This is a genomic window from Streptomyces sp. NPDC059247 (assembly GCF_042754005.1).
GTDB lineage: Bacteria > Actinomycetota > Actinomycetes > Streptomycetales > Streptomycetaceae > Streptomyces.
This window is the reverse complement of the sequence record NZ_JBHYZW010000022.1, coordinates 64,598-78,229: the sequence shown is the minus strand read 5'-3', so window position 1 is coordinate 78,229 and position 13,632 is coordinate 64,598. Positions and strand designations below refer to the sequence as shown.

Genomic DNA, 13,632 nt, shown 5'->3' with positions numbered 1-13,632 from the left:
CCCTCGGGGTCACCCGTCAGGGTTCGCCCCTCGGGGTCACCTCAGGGCTCGTCCCATCGGGCGCTCATCGGCTGCTCATGGGCTGTTCATCGGCCGCTCAGCCGGTTCGCGATCCTCGCCACGCGGTCCGTCGTCGCCGTGGTGCCCGTGAGTTCGCGCCGGTCGGCGCCCCGGAAGGCCGCGTACATCGTCTGTACGCCCAGCCAGCGCAGCGGCTCCGGCTCCCACTTGCGGACCTTGTGGCTGACCCACGGGAGGTCCGTCAGGTCCGTGGCGCCCGACTGGCCCGAGTCCTGCTGGACGAGGTCCCGCAGGGTGCGGCCCGCGAGGTTCGCGGTGGCGACGCCCGAGCCGACGTAGCCGCCCGCCCAGCCCAGGCCGGTGGAGCGGTCCAGGGTGGCCGTGGCGCACCAGTCGCGCGGTACGCCGAGCACCCCGGACCAGGCGTGTTCGATCCGTACCCCGGCGAGCTGGGGGAAGAAGCGGACCAGGATCTCGCGCAGCGCCTCGATCGTCTGCGGCTGGGTGCGCCCGTCGTTGTCGGTCTTCGAGCCGAAGCGGTACGGGACGCCCCGGCCGCCGAGCGCGATACGGCCGTCGGCGGTGCGCTGGGCGTACATGTAGGCGTGCGCCATGTCGCCGAGCGTCTCGCGGCCCTCCCAGCCGAGTGACGCCCACTGCCCGTCGCTGAGCGGCTCGGTGGCGATCATCGAGGAGTTCATGGGCAGCCAGGTGCGGCGCTGGCCCGCGAGGGAGGCGGTGAAACCCTCGGTGCAGCGCAGCACGTAGGGGGCACGGACCGTCCCGTAGGGGGTGACGGCGTGCTTCGGCCGGATCTCGGTGACGGGCGTCGACTCGTGGATCGTGACCCCGAGCGCCTCCACGGCCGCCGCGAGGCCCTTCACCAGCTTCACGGGGTGCAGCCGTGCCCCGTGCGGGGTCCAGGAGGAGCCGACGGCGCCGGTGACACGGATGCGGTCGGCGGTCTCGCGGGCCCCGTACAGCTCGCGGTCGGTCTCGCCGAAGGCGGTCTCGGCGGCGTGGAAGTCCTTGAGCCGGGCGAGCTGGGCGGGGGAGAGCGCGACTTCGAGGACGCCGCCCCGGTGCACGTCGGCGTCGATCTCCTCCCGCTCGCAGACGTCGACGACCTCGGCGACGGTGTCGTTCATGGCCCGCTGGAGGCGGACGGCGGCGTCGTGGCCATGCAGTCGCGCGTAGCGGTCGCGTCCGGCGATGCCGTTGTAGAGCCAGCCGCCGTTGCGCCCGGAGGCGCCGTACCCGCAGAACTTCGCCTCCAGGACCGTGATGTTCAGGAAGGGCGCGGCCTTCTTGAGGTAGTACGCGGTCCAGAGGCCCGTGTAGCCGCCGCCGACGACGCAGACGTCGGCGGTGGTGTCGCCGGGGAGCGGCTCGCGGGGCGCGGGGGCGCCCTCCTGCCCGTACCAGAACGAGATGCCGCCGTTGACCGTGCTCATGTGTATCCCTCTTCCGGGTGCGTGGGCGGGACGTTACCCGGGGCCTTGGGCCCCTGGATACGGGTCCTTCGGCGCCGCTTCCCGTAGGGGTCCCGCCCTAGGTTCGAGGGTGTGTGTCAGGTGCGGATTCCGTTGCTCCGGAAGGACTCTCCCATGCCCGTACGCAGGACCCGGCGCGTGGTCGCCGCGGCGGTCTCGGCAGGTCTCATCGGCCTTGCCGCGGCCGGGTGTTCGGACGGCGGGGCCTCCGCGGCGGCGGCCGTGACGGTGGTCGCGCCGGAGCACACGAAGGCGCTCGCGGGGCTGCCGGCGACCGTGGAAGGTACGAAGATCGTCGTCGGAGATCCGTCGGCCCCGCACACCGTCACCGTGTACGTGGACCCGAGGTGCGGCTACTGCGCGAAGTTCGAGGCGAGCGGCGGACCGGTCCTGGCGGAGCTGGCCGGGGCGGGGACCGCGCGGGTCGAGTACGTCGTCGCCTCCTTCCTCGATGCCCGTACCGGCGGTGCGGCCTCGGCGCGGGCCGCGAACGCGCTGCGGGCGTCGGTGGAGGCGGGTCCCGGGAAGTTCGCCGAGTTCCAGGCGGCGCTGTTCGCCTCCCAGCCGGACGGCGGGACGAAGGACGGCTTCTCCGTGGACCATCTGCTGCGGATCGCGGACGGGGTGGACGGGCTGCGGAGCCCCGCCTTCGACCGGGCCGTACGGGAGAACACCTACGGGACCTGGGTCGCCGACTCCGAGCGGGCGTTCGAGGAGTCCGGGGCGGGCGGCACCCCGACCGTCCTCGTCGACGGCACCCCGCTCCCGGGCGGGAACGCGCTGTACGACACGGCCCAGTTCACGAAGGCGCTGCGGGAGGCCGGGGTCTAGACCGGCCGGTCGCCCTGCTTGCCCCGGTCGCTCTGGTCACCGGAGGCGGGCGCGCGGGGGCGCGGGGCGCGGGGCGCGGGGAAAATGCCGGGCTGGACCGGACCGGCACACCTAGGGTCGGAGGGTGATTCACGTACCCGAGGAACTGGTCGCGTCGCAGACGAAGTACAACGGGGAGGCCGGGCGGGCGTTCGTCGCCGGGCTTCCCGCACGGGCCGAGGAGTTCCTCGACCGGTGGGGGCTGCGGACCACCGGCCCCTCCATGTACGGCATGGCCTCCCTCGTCCTGCCCGTGCGGCGGGTCTCGGACGGCACCCTCGCCGCGCTCAAGATGCAGATCCTCGACGAGGAGACCGTGGGCGAGCCGGTCGGCCTGCGCGTGTGGGACGGGGCCGGTGCGGTACGGCTCCTCGACCACGACGGCGCCACCGGCACGATGCTCCTGGAGCGGCTCGACGAGTCCCGGCCGCTGAGCTCCCTCCCCGACACCCGGGCCGCCCTCGGTGTCGTCGCCGGGCTGCTCGCCCGCCTCGCGGCGGTTCCCGCGCCGGACGGGCTGCGGACCCTGGGGGACATCGCCGCCGCCATGCTGGCGGAGGTGCCGACGGCCGCCGGACGTCTGGGTCCGCAGGACGCGGCGGTCCTGCGGGACTGCGCGGCGGCCGTACGGGAAGTGGTCGCGGAGCCGGGGGACCGGCTCCTCCACTGGGACCTGCACCTGGGGAACGTCCTCGCGGGCGAGCGCGAGCCGTGGCTGTCGATCGACCCGAAGCCGCTCGCCGGTGACCCGGGCTTCGACCTGCTCCCGGCCCTCATGGACCGCTTCGACCCCGACCCCGACGAGATCCTGTGGCGGTTCGACCTGCTCGCGGAGGTCGCCGGAGACCGTGACCGCGCGGTGGCGTGGACGCTGGGCCGGATCCTGCAGAACGGCCTGTGGGACGTGGAGGACGGCGAACCGGCCCTCGACCGGGAACAGCTCACGATCGCCCGGATCCTGAGAGAGCGACGGGGATAGGGGATAGGGGATAGGGGATGGGTGCCTCGGGGGGCTTGGTGCCCTGGCACCTTGGTGCCTTGAGGTCTTGAGGTCTTGGGGCGCGGGACCCCGAAGGGCCCGGGGACGCCTGAGGGCCGGGGAGCCCCCTGGGGAGTCCGGAGACACTTGGGACATCTGAGGGCCGGGGAGCCCGAAGAGCGCCCGGAGACGCCTGGGGACCCAGGGTCCCCCTAAGGACCCCAAGGAACCTAGGGGGACCCTAGGGACCCGGTGGCCCTGAGGGTTCCTCGGGCTCCCTAGGGACACCTAAGGGACTCCAGGGGTCCTGAGGCACCTAGGGTTCCGGGGCCCCTAGGGACCCGTAAGGCATTCAGGGGCCCGGACTTCTCCGGCGTACCCGGGGATTCTCGGGCGGCGCCCCCGGCCCGTATCCGCCGGGTGGAACTCGTTGGCCAGGAGTCCGGGCGGCCGGGCAGGCTGGGGGCATGATCCGTACCGTCACCCCCGCCGACGTTCCCGTCGTCCACGCCATGATCCGCGACCTCGCCGCGTACGAGAAGGCCCTCCACGAGGTCCGCACCACCCCCGGGCAGCTCCACGAGGCCCTCTTCGGCGAGCGGCCCGCCGCCTACGCGCACATCGCCGAGAACGACGAGGGCGAGACCGTAGGCTTCGCCCTCTGGTTCCTCAACTTCTCCACCTGGCGCGGGGTCCACGGCATCTACCTGGAGGACCTGTACGTGCGCCCCGAGGCGCGCGGCGGCGGCCACGGCAAGGCGCTCCTCGGCGCGCTGGCCCGGATCTGCGTCGAGCGCGGCTACGAGCGCCTGGAGTGGGCCGTGCTCGACTGGAACAGGCCCGCCGTCGACTTCTACGAGTCCCTCGGCGCCCGCCCCCAGGACGAGTGGACGGTCTACCGCCTGACCGACGGGCCCCTGGCGGCCCTGGGCGCGGGCGGGTCCGGCGCCGCGAGGGTGTAGGAAGGTGCCATGGACATGGACATCGAGCAGCGCTTCCGGCGGATCACCGCCTTCATCGAGGCGCGGCTGACCCCCCTCTTCGACCCCGTCAACGGCAGCGACCACGGTTTCGGCATGGACGACACCTCACGGGCCCTGCGCGCCACCCGCTACACCGTGCAGGCCGCGGCGGCCGTCAACGGGCTCGTGGAGAAGCGGGAGTCGGCGCCGGAACTGCGCCAGGTCGTGGACCAGGCCCTGGAGCACAACTGGGACGTGCTGCGGTCCGTCGCCCGGATGTGGGAGGACCACCCGGACTTCCTCAAGGAGTTCAAGGCGCACTCCTGGGACGTGGTCGGGGTCTGATCCCCGGCCGTCCCCGACCACGCGTCCCCTAAGGAATCAGGACCACCTTGCCCGTCGTGCCCCGGGTCTCCAGGGCACGATGGGCGCCCGCCGCGTCCGCGAGGGGGAAGCGCTGGACCGCCGGGCGGAGCGTCCCGTCGGCCGCGGCGGCGAGGGCGGCGAGTTCCAGGACGCGGAGGTCGCCGCCCGCCTTCTCGATCATGACGGGGCCGAGGACGGACTCCGAGGTGATGCCCCGCGCGGCCAGTTCCCCGGGGGTGAAGGTGAGCGGCCCGCCGTCGTGCGGGCCCTTGCCCGCCCAGCCGAAGACGAGGTGTGCGCCGCCCTTCCCGAGGAGGTCCACCGCCGCCCGGCCGGTGTCGCCGCCGACCGAGTCGAAGACGACCGTCGCGGACCGTCCGGCCAACCGGGCGCGGACCTCCTCCGGCCAGTCGGGCCGGGTGTAGTCGACGGCCACGTCGGCGCCGTTCTCCTGGACCAGGGCGACCTTCGCGGGGCCGCCCGCCAGGCCCACGACGGTGGCCCCGGCGTTCTTCGCGTACTGCACGAGCAGGGTGCCGATGCCGCCCGCCGCCGCCGGGACGACCGCCACCGAGTCCGGTCCGAGGGTGGTGAACCCCAGGATGCCCAGGGTGGTGCGGCCGGTGCCGATCATCGCCACGGCCTCCGCCTCGCCGAGGTGGTCGGGCAGGGCGTGCAGTCGGCTCGCGTCGGTGACGGCGAGTTCGGCGTAGCCGCCGGGCGCCATACCGAGGTGGGCGACGACCCGGCGGCCGAGCCAGGACGGGTCGGTGCCCTCGCCGAGGGCCTCGACCGTGCCCGCGACCTCGCGTCCGGGGACGGTGGGCAGTTCCACGGGGGCCGGGTACGGGCCCGTCATGCCCTGGCGGAGGGCGGTGTCGAGGAGGTGCACCCCGGCCGCCGCGACCGCCACCCGGACCTGGCCGGGACCGGGGACGGGGTCGGGCGTCTCCTCGTAGCTCAGGTTCTCGGCCGGGCCGAAGGCGTGGAGGCGGATGGCGTGCATGGCGTTCCCCGTTCGGGTCGTGGTGGCGGTGTCACCGGGTCTCCGCGCGCGGCGGTCCTCCGCCGTACGGAGGCGGTCTTCCGTACGGGACCGGTGGCTCGGTGGGCCGGTGGGCCGGTGGGCCGGTAGGTCGGTTGGTGATGCGTGATGCGTGATGCGTGATGCGTGATGCGTGATGCGCTATCTGTGGTGCGTGAGGCATGGTCTGACGTGCGTGACGTGCGTGACGTGCGTGGTGAAGCGGTGCGAGTGGTTGCGCGGTGTACGTGTCGTCGTGCGGTTTCCACCTTCCGACCTCAAGTGGACTTGAGGTCAAGACGTTCCGTGCGGAGGGCCAGGGACACCGCCTCCACCGCGCTCGTGAACGACACCTCCGACAGCACGCCCGGCGCCGCCACCTGGTCGCCCGCCAGGTACACCCCGTCGCCCCGGTCGACGGCCGGCCGGTCGCGCCAGGTCGTCCCGGGGCCGTCCACCGCCCCCGTACGCCCGAGGCACACCGACTCCCGCCGCCACACCGTCCGGTCCCGCCAGCCGGGGAAGCCGAGGTCGAGGAGCCGTTCCGCGCGGGCGACCCCGTCGGCCTTCGTCCCGCCGGGCCCGATGGGAAACTGCGCCTGGATCAGCTGCTGTCCGGCCGGGGCCAGCGACGGGTCCTGGGCCGTGAACCGTTCGATCCAGCCCGGCGCGTCCAGGTCCGAGACCACGAACGGATCTCCCCGGCGGGTCCGCAGCGCCAGGTCGAACAGGACCGTGCGACCGCTGTCCCAGGTCAGCGAGGGGTCGCCGAGGAGCCGGGCGGCGGCGGGCAGGGAGGTGGCGACGATCACCGGCCCCTCGCCGCGCGGCACGGTGTCGACGCGCGACGAGGTCACGATCCGTACGCCCGCCTCACGCGCGCGCGTGGCCATGCGCTCGATGAGCCGTCCCCAGCCACCGCGCACGTACTGGGCTTCCGGCGGCAGTGTGGTGGCGCGGTGCAGCCGTTCCTGTACGAAGCGGGCGGAGAGCGCGCCGGGGTCGTGGTGGAAGAGCGCGACCGCCGCGTAGGCGGCGGCCTGGCGCGCCGTCCGCTCGCCCGCGAGTCCGGTGGCCCAGGTGTGGAAGTCGAGCTCGACGGGGGCCTGTGCGCCGGTGCGGAGGGAGTGGCGCAGCAGTCCGGGCGGCGGGGTGCGGCGCAGGGCGCCCGCGCGGTGGAAGCGGAACCGGAGGATCTCGGCGGGCGGCAGCGGGGCGAGCGGCCCGAGGAGACCGCGCTGCCGGAGCCAGGTGTGGTGGGGGCCGCGCCGGTAGAGGGCGTGCGGGCCGTCGTTGGTGCGGTACGGGCCGTCGTCGGTGCGGGCCCGGCCGCCGAGGGTGCGGTGTGCCTCGTGCAGGGTCACCGCGAGGCCCGCCTCGGCCGCGGTGAGGGCGGCGGTGAGTCCGGCGAAGCCACCACCGATGATCGTGAGCTTCCGCATGTCGTCCCCTTCGGGTCGGTCCGGCGGCGAGGGTGCCGCGGGTCCTGTGGAGGCGACGGCGGGAGGGGGCGGATTCGTGACACCGGGGCGTTGTCAGTGGCGTACCTCACCATGGGGGCATGGCGACGACTCGGAAGAAGAAGGTGGCGGGGGCGCGACGGCCGGAGGTGCGGCTGCCTCCGCTGGAGGAGTACCGGGGAGGGCTCGAACCGGACGGGGACTACGACGGGCTGGAGCTGGACGGGCTCGATCTGGCGGGCCAGTCGGGGGAGGGCTCGCGGTTCCTGGACTGCGCGCTGCGCGACTGCGGTCTCGACGAGGCGCGGCTGACGGGTGCCCGTTTCCTCGACTCCGTGCTCACGGGGGTACGGGGGGTGGGCACGGTCCTGGCGGGGGCGCAGTTCCGGGACGTGGAGATCGTGGACGCGCGGCTCGGCGGGGCGCAGCTGCACGGGGCGGTGCTCGAACGGGTCGTGGTGCGGGGCGGGAAGAGCGACTATCTGAACCTGCGGGCGGCGAAGCTGAAGGACGTCGTCTTCGAGGGGTGCGTGCTGAGCGAGCCCGACTTCGGGGGCGCGGTGCTCGAACGGGTGGAGTTCGTGGACTGTGTGCTCGCCGGTGTGGACTTCGGCGGGGCGCGGCTGAAGGACGTGGACCTGAGAGGGGCGCAGCGCCTGGAGATCGCACGCGGGGTGGACTCGCTGGCGGGCGCGGTCATCTCGACGGCCCAGCTCCTGGACCTGGCCCCGGTGCTCGCGGCGCAGTGGGGGCTGCGGGTGGAGGACTGACTGAGGGGGCGGGGAGTCTTTCCGGGCAGGTCTGGCGGGGGCCTCCCCACGTGGGCCTGGGCCTGCCCTCAGGGGGCCGCGCCCGCGTCGGCCGGGGGTGGCTTCACGGGCCGGGGCGCGGAGGTGTTCCCGTCTGGTCGGGAGCAGGTCCCGCTTCCGTCCGGAGCGGGGAGGGCCTGTACGGCCGGGGGTCAGGGCAGGCGGGGGAAGCGGGCCTGGAGGGACCAGATCGCCGGGTTGTCCGCGAGGCCCTCGTGCATGTCCGTGAGGTCGGCGATCAGGTCGTGCAGGAAGTCGCGGGCCTCGCGGCGCAGCACCGTGTGGCCGAAGGTGACCGGCGGTTCGTCGCCCGGCATCCAGTCGGCCTCGACGTCCACCCAGCCGAAGCGGCGCTCGAAGAGCATCCGGTCCGAGGACTCGGTGAAGTCCAGCTCCGCGTACTGGGGTTGTGCGGCGCGGCTGCCGCGCGGGTCCTGGTCGAGCCGCTCCACGATGTCGCACAGGGCCCACGCGAAGTCGAGGACCGGCACCCATCCCCAGGCTGTGGACACCTCGCGGTCGGTCTCGGTGTCGGCGAGGTACACGTCGCCGCAGAACAGGTCGTGGCGCAGGGCGTGGACGTCCGCGTGGCGGTAGTCGGTCTGCGGGGGGTCGGGGAAGCGACGCGAGAGGGAGTAGCCGATGTCGAGCACGGGACCGATGGTGTCACGGAGGCGGCCGGTCCCGTACCCGAGGATCCCGTACCCGAGGACCGGCCGCCCGGCCCCTCACGGGCCCGCCCTGCGGGGGCGCGTCGGGACGGGGGCCGTGCGGTGGGGGACCGGCCGGTGGTCCGTGCGGCGCGTCCGGCCGGGGCCGTACGGCGCGGGCGGGTCCGGTCGGTCCGTCCGGTGGGGGCCGGGTGTTCAGCGGCGGCCGTGGACCGCGCGGGCCACCTTCGGGCCGAGCCAGCGCTTGAGGCGGCGCAGCGGCTCCAGCTGTTCGGCGGCCCGGTCGATCCGGTAGTACAGCTGCGGCGGGACGTGCGGGAGCAGCGGGGAGTGCCGCTGGCCGAGGAGCGCGAACATCCTGGCGGGCTCCAGACGCATGTAGCGGGGGAGGTTCTCGTACCACTGGGCGCTGTACCGGGCGGCGCTCTGCGCGGAGACGAGTTCGGCGCGGCGCCGCTCGCCGTACGCGGTGAGGGCGGTCTCCAGGTCGGCGGAGGTCCGCAGGGAGTCCGCGAGGACGAGGGCGTCCTCCAGGGCCAGGGTGGTGCCCGCGCCGATCGAGTAGTGGGTGGTGTGGGCGGCGTCGCCGAGGAGGACGAGCCGGTCGCGGTGCCAGACCCGGTTGGTGAGGGTGCGGAAGGTGAGCCACTGGGCGGTGTCGTCGGCCCGGTCCCGGCCGATCAGCTCGTGCCCGTCGAGCAGGTCGTCGAACAGCTTCTCCAGGAGCCGCAGGCTGTCCGTCTCGCCGAGGGTGTCCAGACCGAGGCCGGTCCACGTCTCCGGGGCGCACTCGACGACACAGGTGGAGCGTTCGCCGCTGAACCCGTACGCGTAGCACCAGATCCAGCCGTGCGGGGTCTCCTTGAAGGCGAAGCTGAAGGAGTCGAAGACCTTGGTGGTGCCGAGCCAGACGTACGGGTTGCGCCCGCTGGTGACCGTGCTGCCGAAGTGGTCGGCGTGCGCCTCGCGGAGCACGCTGTTGACGCCGTCGGCGGCGACGACGAGGTCCGCGTCGGCGAGTTCGGGGGCGTCGGGCCCGGGGACGTCGTGCTCGAACGCGACCCGTACGCCGAGTCCCGCCGCCCGGTCGGCGAGCAGCGCGAGCATCCGGCGCCGTCCGATGCCGAAGCCCGCGTCGCCGCGGTGCACGGTCCGCTCGTCGCGGACGATCGCGAGGCCGTCGGTCCAGGTCACCGAGGCCGCCTCGATCGCCGCCGCGGACTCGGGGTCGCCCTCGCGCAGCTTGTCGAGGAGCCCGGCCCAGTACGTCACGCCCCAGCCGTACGTGGAACCCTCCGGGTTCCGTTCGTGGACCGTGATGTCGTGGGACGGGTCCTGCCGCTTCAGCAGGATCGAGAGGTAGAGGCCGGCGGGACCGCCGCCGACGATCGCGAGCTTCACGTGCGCTCCCACGGTGCTGACTGCAACGAACGGCGCGATGTGACACCGCGCGGTCGGACGGCAACGCACAGTAGCAGTGGCGGGTGGGGGTGGCCCGGGAGACGCCCCGTACCGCGCGGGCCGCGCCTGCCGCTCGCGGACCGTGCCCGGCTCTCATGTGTGGAGATCTGGTAGGGCTTCGCGGAGGCCCGCGCCCGTCCCGGACGCGGTGCGGGGTACGCCCCCGAGGTGCCGGGGTACGACCTCGGGTACGTCCCCGAGGCGCCCGGGGCCGACCTCGGGCACGCCCCTGGCCCGTCCCTCAGGGAAGCAGGCGTCGCTCCTTCGCCACCGACACCGCGCCCGCGCGCGTGTCGACGCCGAGCTTCGCGTAGATCCGGCCGAGGTGCGTCTTCACCGTCGCCTCGCTGATGAACAGCGCCCGCGCGATCTCCCGGTTGCCGAGGCCCCGCCCCAACTGGCCCAGGATGTCCCGCTCCCGGTCCGTGAGGCTCGGGCCCGCCGCGCCCCGCATCCGGTCCATCACCCGGCTCGCGACCGGCGGGGACAGGGCCGTACGGCCCTGCGCCGCCGCGTGGATCGCGGCGAACAGCTCCTCGGGCCGCTCGGCCTTCAGCAGATAGCCGGTGGCACCCGCCTCGATCGCCCGCGTGATGTCCGCGTCCGTGTCGTACGTGGTGAGGACGAGGACGTGGACGCCCGTCGGCGCGATCCGCCGGGTCGCCTCCACCCCGTCGATGCCCGCCCCGAGCTGGAGGTCCATCAGGACGACGTCCGGCTTCAGCTTCGCCGCCATGGCCACGGCCTCCTCGCCGCTGCCCGCCTCGCCGACGACCTCGATGTCGGGGGTGCTGCCGAGCAGCGCCAGCAGCCCGGCGCGGACGACGGCGTGGTCGTCGCAGAGGAGGATGCGTACGGACATCAGGACTCCAGGGAGAGCGGGATCGAGGCCGAGAGCACCGTGCCCTCGCCCGGGGTGGACTCGACGGTCAGGGTGCCGCCGAGCTGCCGCGCGCGCACGCCCATCGCGGGCAGTCCGTGGCCGCGCACCCCGCCCGGCCTCTCCGCCGGGTCGAAGCCGCGGCCGTCGTCGGCGATGTCCAGGACGACCTGGTCGTCGAGGTACGTCAAGGTGAGCGCGGCGGAGTCGGCGGCGGCGTGCTCGCGGATGTTGGCGAGGGCGCCCTGGGCGATCCGCAGCAGCGCCGACTGCACCCGTTCGGGGAGCGGGACGGCCGTCCCGTCCACCCGGAACGCGGCCGACTCGCGCGCCGCGAGCCCCCGCAGCGCCTCTTCCAGACCGCCGCCCTCGGCGAGGTCCGCGGGTGCCAGGTCGTGGACGAAACGGCGGGCCTCGGCGAGGTTGCGCTCGGCGATGGACTGGGCCGTACGGACATGACGGCGGGCCGTGGCCGGGTCGCCGTCCCAGGTGCGGTCGGCCGCCTGGAGCAGCATCTGCTGGCTGGACAGGCCCTGCGCCAGGGTGTCGTGGATCTCCATGGACAGCCGCTGCCGTTCGGCGAGGGTGCCCTCGCGGCGCTCGATCGCGGCGAGTTCGCGGCGAGTGCGGATCAGGTCGTCGATGAGGGCCCGCTGCCGGGCCGCCTGCCGGTCGGAGTACACGAACACGCCGGTCGCGATGGCGGCGACGGCGGGCGGCGCGACGATCAGGTTCGGGTCCCAGCCGCCGTGCGCGAGCTGCACCTGCGCGAAGACCACGAACGCGGTGAGCAGCAGCACCAGGCCGAGCGCGGCGCGCGCGGGGAGGGTGCGCAGCCCGGTGTAGAAGAGCGGCACCGCGCACCAGGCGAAGCTGGGCGCGAGGACGACGAGCAGCATCCAGACGGCGACGACCGTGCACAGCCAGGCGATCCGGCGGGGCGCGGCGCGGGTCCCGACGACGGGCCCGAGGAGGTACAGGGAGGCGAGGGCGCCGGAGAGGGCGACGATCCAGGGGCTGCGGTCCTCCCAGGGGTGGCGCAGCAGGAACCGGGCGAGGGAGGCGCCGAGGAGCAGGAAGAACGCGATGTGCATGACGCGCGCGAGCCAGGGCGCGTCGGGGTCGTGCTCGGCGCCGGGGTCGTCCGGTCCGGCCGTCCGGGGCCGTCCCCGTACGGGAGTGGAGTCAGGGTCGGCGTCGGGGTCGGCGTCGGGGTCGTCCGGTCCGGCCGTCCGGGGGTCCTGTACGGGGTCGACGTCGGGGCCGTGCGGTCCGGTCGTCCGGGGCCGTCCCCGTACGGGGGTGGAGCCAGGGTCGGCGTCGGGGTCCTGCGGTTTGGTCGTCCGGGGTCCCCGTACGGGGTCGGCGTCAGGGTCCTGAGGTCTGGCCGTTCGGAGTCCTCGTGCGGGGTCGGCGTCGAGGTCCTGCGGTCCGGGAGTTCGGAGTCCCTGTACGGGGTCGATGTCAGGGTCCTGCGATCCGGTCGTCCGGGGTCCCCGTACGGGATCGGCGGCGGCGTCGGCGTCGGTCCGGGGTTCCGGTTCCGCCCCGGGGCCGTGCCCGGTACCGGGGTGGCCCCCCTCCCCGTATCCGCGCCCCGCGTCGGGACCGCGCCCGGTCTCGGAGCCCCGCTCCGTCCCCGCGTCCGGTGGTCCGGCCGTCGCGTGCCGCTCGCCGTCCGGTGTCTTCGGCTGAGCCACGTTCCCGCCTTCCTGCCCGTCTGACCTGGGGATATCACTCCATCCTGGCCCGGAAGGACCAGGACGGCATCAGCCGATCGGCTGACCCGGCCGTCCTCCAGTGTGCGCGAGGAGGGCAGCCGGACCGTGGACCGAGGGGCCCCGGGACCGGCCACAGGATGGAGTGCAGAGCGAAGGAGCGACCCACCGCACCGACGCCCGGACGACCTCCTCCTCCCGTATCCCACCCTCACGGAGCTCCCCATGAAGAAGATCCTCTTCGGTGCCACCGCCGCCGCCGTCCTCGCCGCCGGTACCTTCGGCGTGGTCTCCGCGAACGCCTCCGCCCCGGCCGCCGCGCCCGCCGCCGCCGTCCGTGCCGACGCGGGCAACGGCAACCTCCAGCAGTCGACGCACCTGACGGTCGAGGCGGCGACCAAGGCGGCGCAGGCGACGCTGAAGGCCGCCGAGAAGGAGAACCAGCGCGTCTCCGTCGCCGTCGTCGACCGCAACGGCAACACCCTCGTCACCCTCCGCGGCGACGGCGCGGGCCCCCAGTCCTACGAGTCCGCCGTGAAGAAGGCCTTCACCGCCGTCTCCTGGAACGCCCCCACCTCCGTCCTCGCCGGACGCCTCGCCAGCACCCCCAACCTCAAGGACATCCCCGGCACCCTCTTCCTCGCCGGAGGCGCCCCCGTCACCGCCAAGGGCGCCCCCATCGCGGGCATCGGCGTCGCCGGAGCCCCCTCCGGCGACCTCGACGAGAAGTTCGCCCAGGCCGGCATCGCCACCCTCAACCGGTGACCACCCCCGCCCACCCCGGCAGGCGACGGCGCCCGGCTCCCCCGGCCGGGCGCCGTCGCCGTCTTCTCCGGAACCCCTAGGACCCGTCTCGTACGGACGGGCCCGGCAGGCGCATTCCGTACGGAACCACCCCTCCGTCCTGTCTAGGATCGG

General features: G+C 74.2%; 13 protein-coding genes. 6 read left to right on the top strand and 7 right to left on the bottom strand.

The annotated features are described in order from the left end of the window. Positions 1 to 86: 86 nt before the first annotated feature. A complete protein-coding gene (locus ACFXGN_RS28105; protein WP_384864498.1) occupies positions 87 to 1,475 on the bottom strand; it encodes an NAD(P)/FAD-dependent oxidoreductase in 1,389 nt (462 codons plus the stop codon). Between the two features lie 153 nt (positions 1,476 to 1,628). Here ACFXGN_RS28105 and ACFXGN_RS28100 point away from each other — a divergent pair, with 153 nt between their 5' ends. From ACFXGN_RS28100 to ACFXGN_RS28085, 4 genes are all read left to right on the top strand, one after another. Beyond that, positions 1,629 to 2,345 carry a DsbA family protein gene (locus ACFXGN_RS28100; RefSeq protein ID WP_384864497.1) on the top strand — a complete coding sequence of 239 codons (717 nt, stop codon included), beginning with the start codon at positions 1,629 to 1,631 and terminating at the stop codon, positions 2,343 to 2,345. 124 nt (positions 2,346 to 2,469) lie between these two features. Continuing rightward, positions 2,470 to 3,363, top strand: coding sequence for an aminoglycoside phosphotransferase family protein (locus tag ACFXGN_RS28095; protein WP_384864495.1), 894 nt, complete (start codon positions 2,470 to 2,472; stop codon positions 3,361 to 3,363). A 467-nt stretch (positions 3,364 to 3,830) separates the two neighbouring features. Beyond that, positions 3,831 to 4,325 (top strand): GNAT family N-acetyltransferase, encoded by a 495-nt coding sequence (locus ACFXGN_RS28090; protein ID WP_384864494.1) that lies wholly within the window; start codon positions 3,831 to 3,833, stop codon positions 4,323 to 4,325. Between the two features lie 9 nt (positions 4,326 to 4,334). Then, positions 4,335 to 4,670, top strand: coding sequence for a hypothetical protein (locus tag ACFXGN_RS28085; RefSeq protein ID WP_384864492.1), 336 nt, complete (start codon positions 4,335 to 4,337; stop codon positions 4,668 to 4,670). A gap of 28 nt (positions 4,671 to 4,698) precedes the next feature. Here ACFXGN_RS28085 and ACFXGN_RS28080 read toward each other — a convergent pair whose 3' ends face one another. Continuing rightward, positions 4,699 to 5,697, bottom strand: coding sequence for a zinc-binding dehydrogenase (locus ACFXGN_RS28080; RefSeq protein WP_384864490.1), 999 nt, complete (start codon positions 5,695 to 5,697; stop codon positions 4,699 to 4,701). A gap of 296 nt (positions 5,698 to 5,993) precedes the next feature. After that, positions 5,994 to 7,157 carry an FAD-dependent oxidoreductase gene (locus ACFXGN_RS28075; protein WP_384864489.1) on the bottom strand — a complete coding sequence of 388 codons (1,164 nt, stop codon included), beginning with the start codon at positions 7,155 to 7,157 and terminating at the stop codon, positions 5,994 to 5,996. Positions 7,158 to 7,276: 119 nt separating this feature from the next. Between ACFXGN_RS28075 and ACFXGN_RS28070 the strand changes: the two genes are divergently transcribed. Beyond that, the gene (locus ACFXGN_RS28070; RefSeq protein ID WP_384864488.1) at positions 7,277 to 7,945 is read left to right on the top strand and encodes a pentapeptide repeat-containing protein; all 669 of its coding nucleotides are present in this window, start codon (positions 7,277 to 7,279) and stop codon (positions 7,943 to 7,945) included. Positions 7,946 to 8,136: 191 nt separating this feature from the next. Here the strand turns inward: ACFXGN_RS28070 and ACFXGN_RS28065 are convergent, their stop codons facing one another. The 4 genes from ACFXGN_RS28065 to ACFXGN_RS28050 all read right to left on the bottom strand — a co-directional run bounded on the left by ACFXGN_RS28065 (position 8,137) and on the right by ACFXGN_RS28050 (position 12,090). Beyond that, positions 8,137 to 8,637: a hypothetical protein gene (locus tag ACFXGN_RS28065; protein WP_384864486.1), complete on the bottom strand. Its 501-nt coding sequence runs from the start codon at positions 8,635 to 8,637 to the stop codon at positions 8,137 to 8,139. Between the two features lie 213 nt (positions 8,638 to 8,850). Then, the gene (locus tag ACFXGN_RS28060; protein WP_384864543.1) at positions 8,851 to 10,056 is read right to left on the bottom strand and encodes an FAD-dependent monooxygenase; all 1,206 of its coding nucleotides are present in this window, start codon (positions 10,054 to 10,056) and stop codon (positions 8,851 to 8,853) included. Positions 10,057 to 10,357: 301 nt separating this feature from the next. Then, entirely contained in the window at positions 10,358 to 10,978 is a 621-nt protein-coding gene (locus tag ACFXGN_RS28055; RefSeq protein WP_384864485.1) for a response regulator, read from the bottom strand. Further along, positions 10,978 to 12,090 (bottom strand): sensor histidine kinase, encoded by a 1,113-nt coding sequence (locus ACFXGN_RS28050; RefSeq protein ID WP_384864541.1) that lies wholly within the window; start codon positions 12,088 to 12,090, stop codon positions 10,978 to 10,980. Before ACFXGN_RS28050 ends, ACFXGN_RS28055 begins: the two co-directional genes overlap by 1 nt. Before the next feature lie 849 nt (positions 12,091 to 12,939). On the opposite strand from ACFXGN_RS28050, the gene ACFXGN_RS28045 reads away from it, so the two are divergent. Then, positions 12,940 to 13,479, top strand: a complete 540-nt coding sequence (locus ACFXGN_RS28045; RefSeq protein ID WP_384864483.1) for a heme-binding protein — start codon at positions 12,940 to 12,942, stop codon at positions 13,477 to 13,479. Positions 13,480 to 13,632: the final 153 nt, after the last annotated feature.

Bases quoted from the DNA above. Each gene is read 5' to 3' on its own strand.
- ACFXGN_RS28075 (WP_384864489.1), bottom strand. From the start codon at position 7,157: ATGCGGAAGCTCACGATCATCGGTGGTGGCTTCGCCGGACTCACCGCC.
- ACFXGN_RS28085 (WP_384864492.1), top strand. From the start codon at position 4,335: ATGGACATGGACATCGAGCAGCGCTTCCGGCGGATCACCGCCTTCATC.
- ACFXGN_RS28045 (WP_384864483.1), top strand. From the start codon at position 12,940: ATGAAGAAGATCCTCTTCGGTGCCACCGCCGCCGCCGTCCTCGCCGCC.
- ACFXGN_RS28105 (WP_384864498.1), bottom strand. From the start codon at position 1,475: ATGAGCACGGTCAACGGCGGCATCTCGTTCTGGTACGGGCAGGAGGGC.
- ACFXGN_RS28100 (WP_384864497.1), top strand. From the start codon at position 1,629: ATGCCCGTACGCAGGACCCGGCGCGTGGTCGCCGCGGCGGTCTCGGCA.
- ACFXGN_RS28050 (WP_384864541.1), bottom strand. From the start codon at position 12,090: ATGCACATCGCGTTCTTCCTGCTCCTCGGCGCCTCCCTCGCCCGGTTC.
- ACFXGN_RS28080 (WP_384864490.1), bottom strand. From the start codon at position 5,697: ATGCACGCCATCCGCCTCCACGCCTTCGGCCCGGCCGAGAACCTGAGC.
- ACFXGN_RS28070 (WP_384864488.1), top strand. From the start codon at position 7,277: ATGGCGACGACTCGGAAGAAGAAGGTGGCGGGGGCGCGACGGCCGGAG.
- ACFXGN_RS28055 (WP_384864485.1), bottom strand. From the start codon at position 10,978: ATGTCCGTACGCATCCTCCTCTGCGACGACCACGCCGTCGTCCGCGCC.
- ACFXGN_RS28090 (WP_384864494.1), top strand. From the start codon at position 3,831: ATGATCCGTACCGTCACCCCCGCCGACGTTCCCGTCGTCCACGCCATG.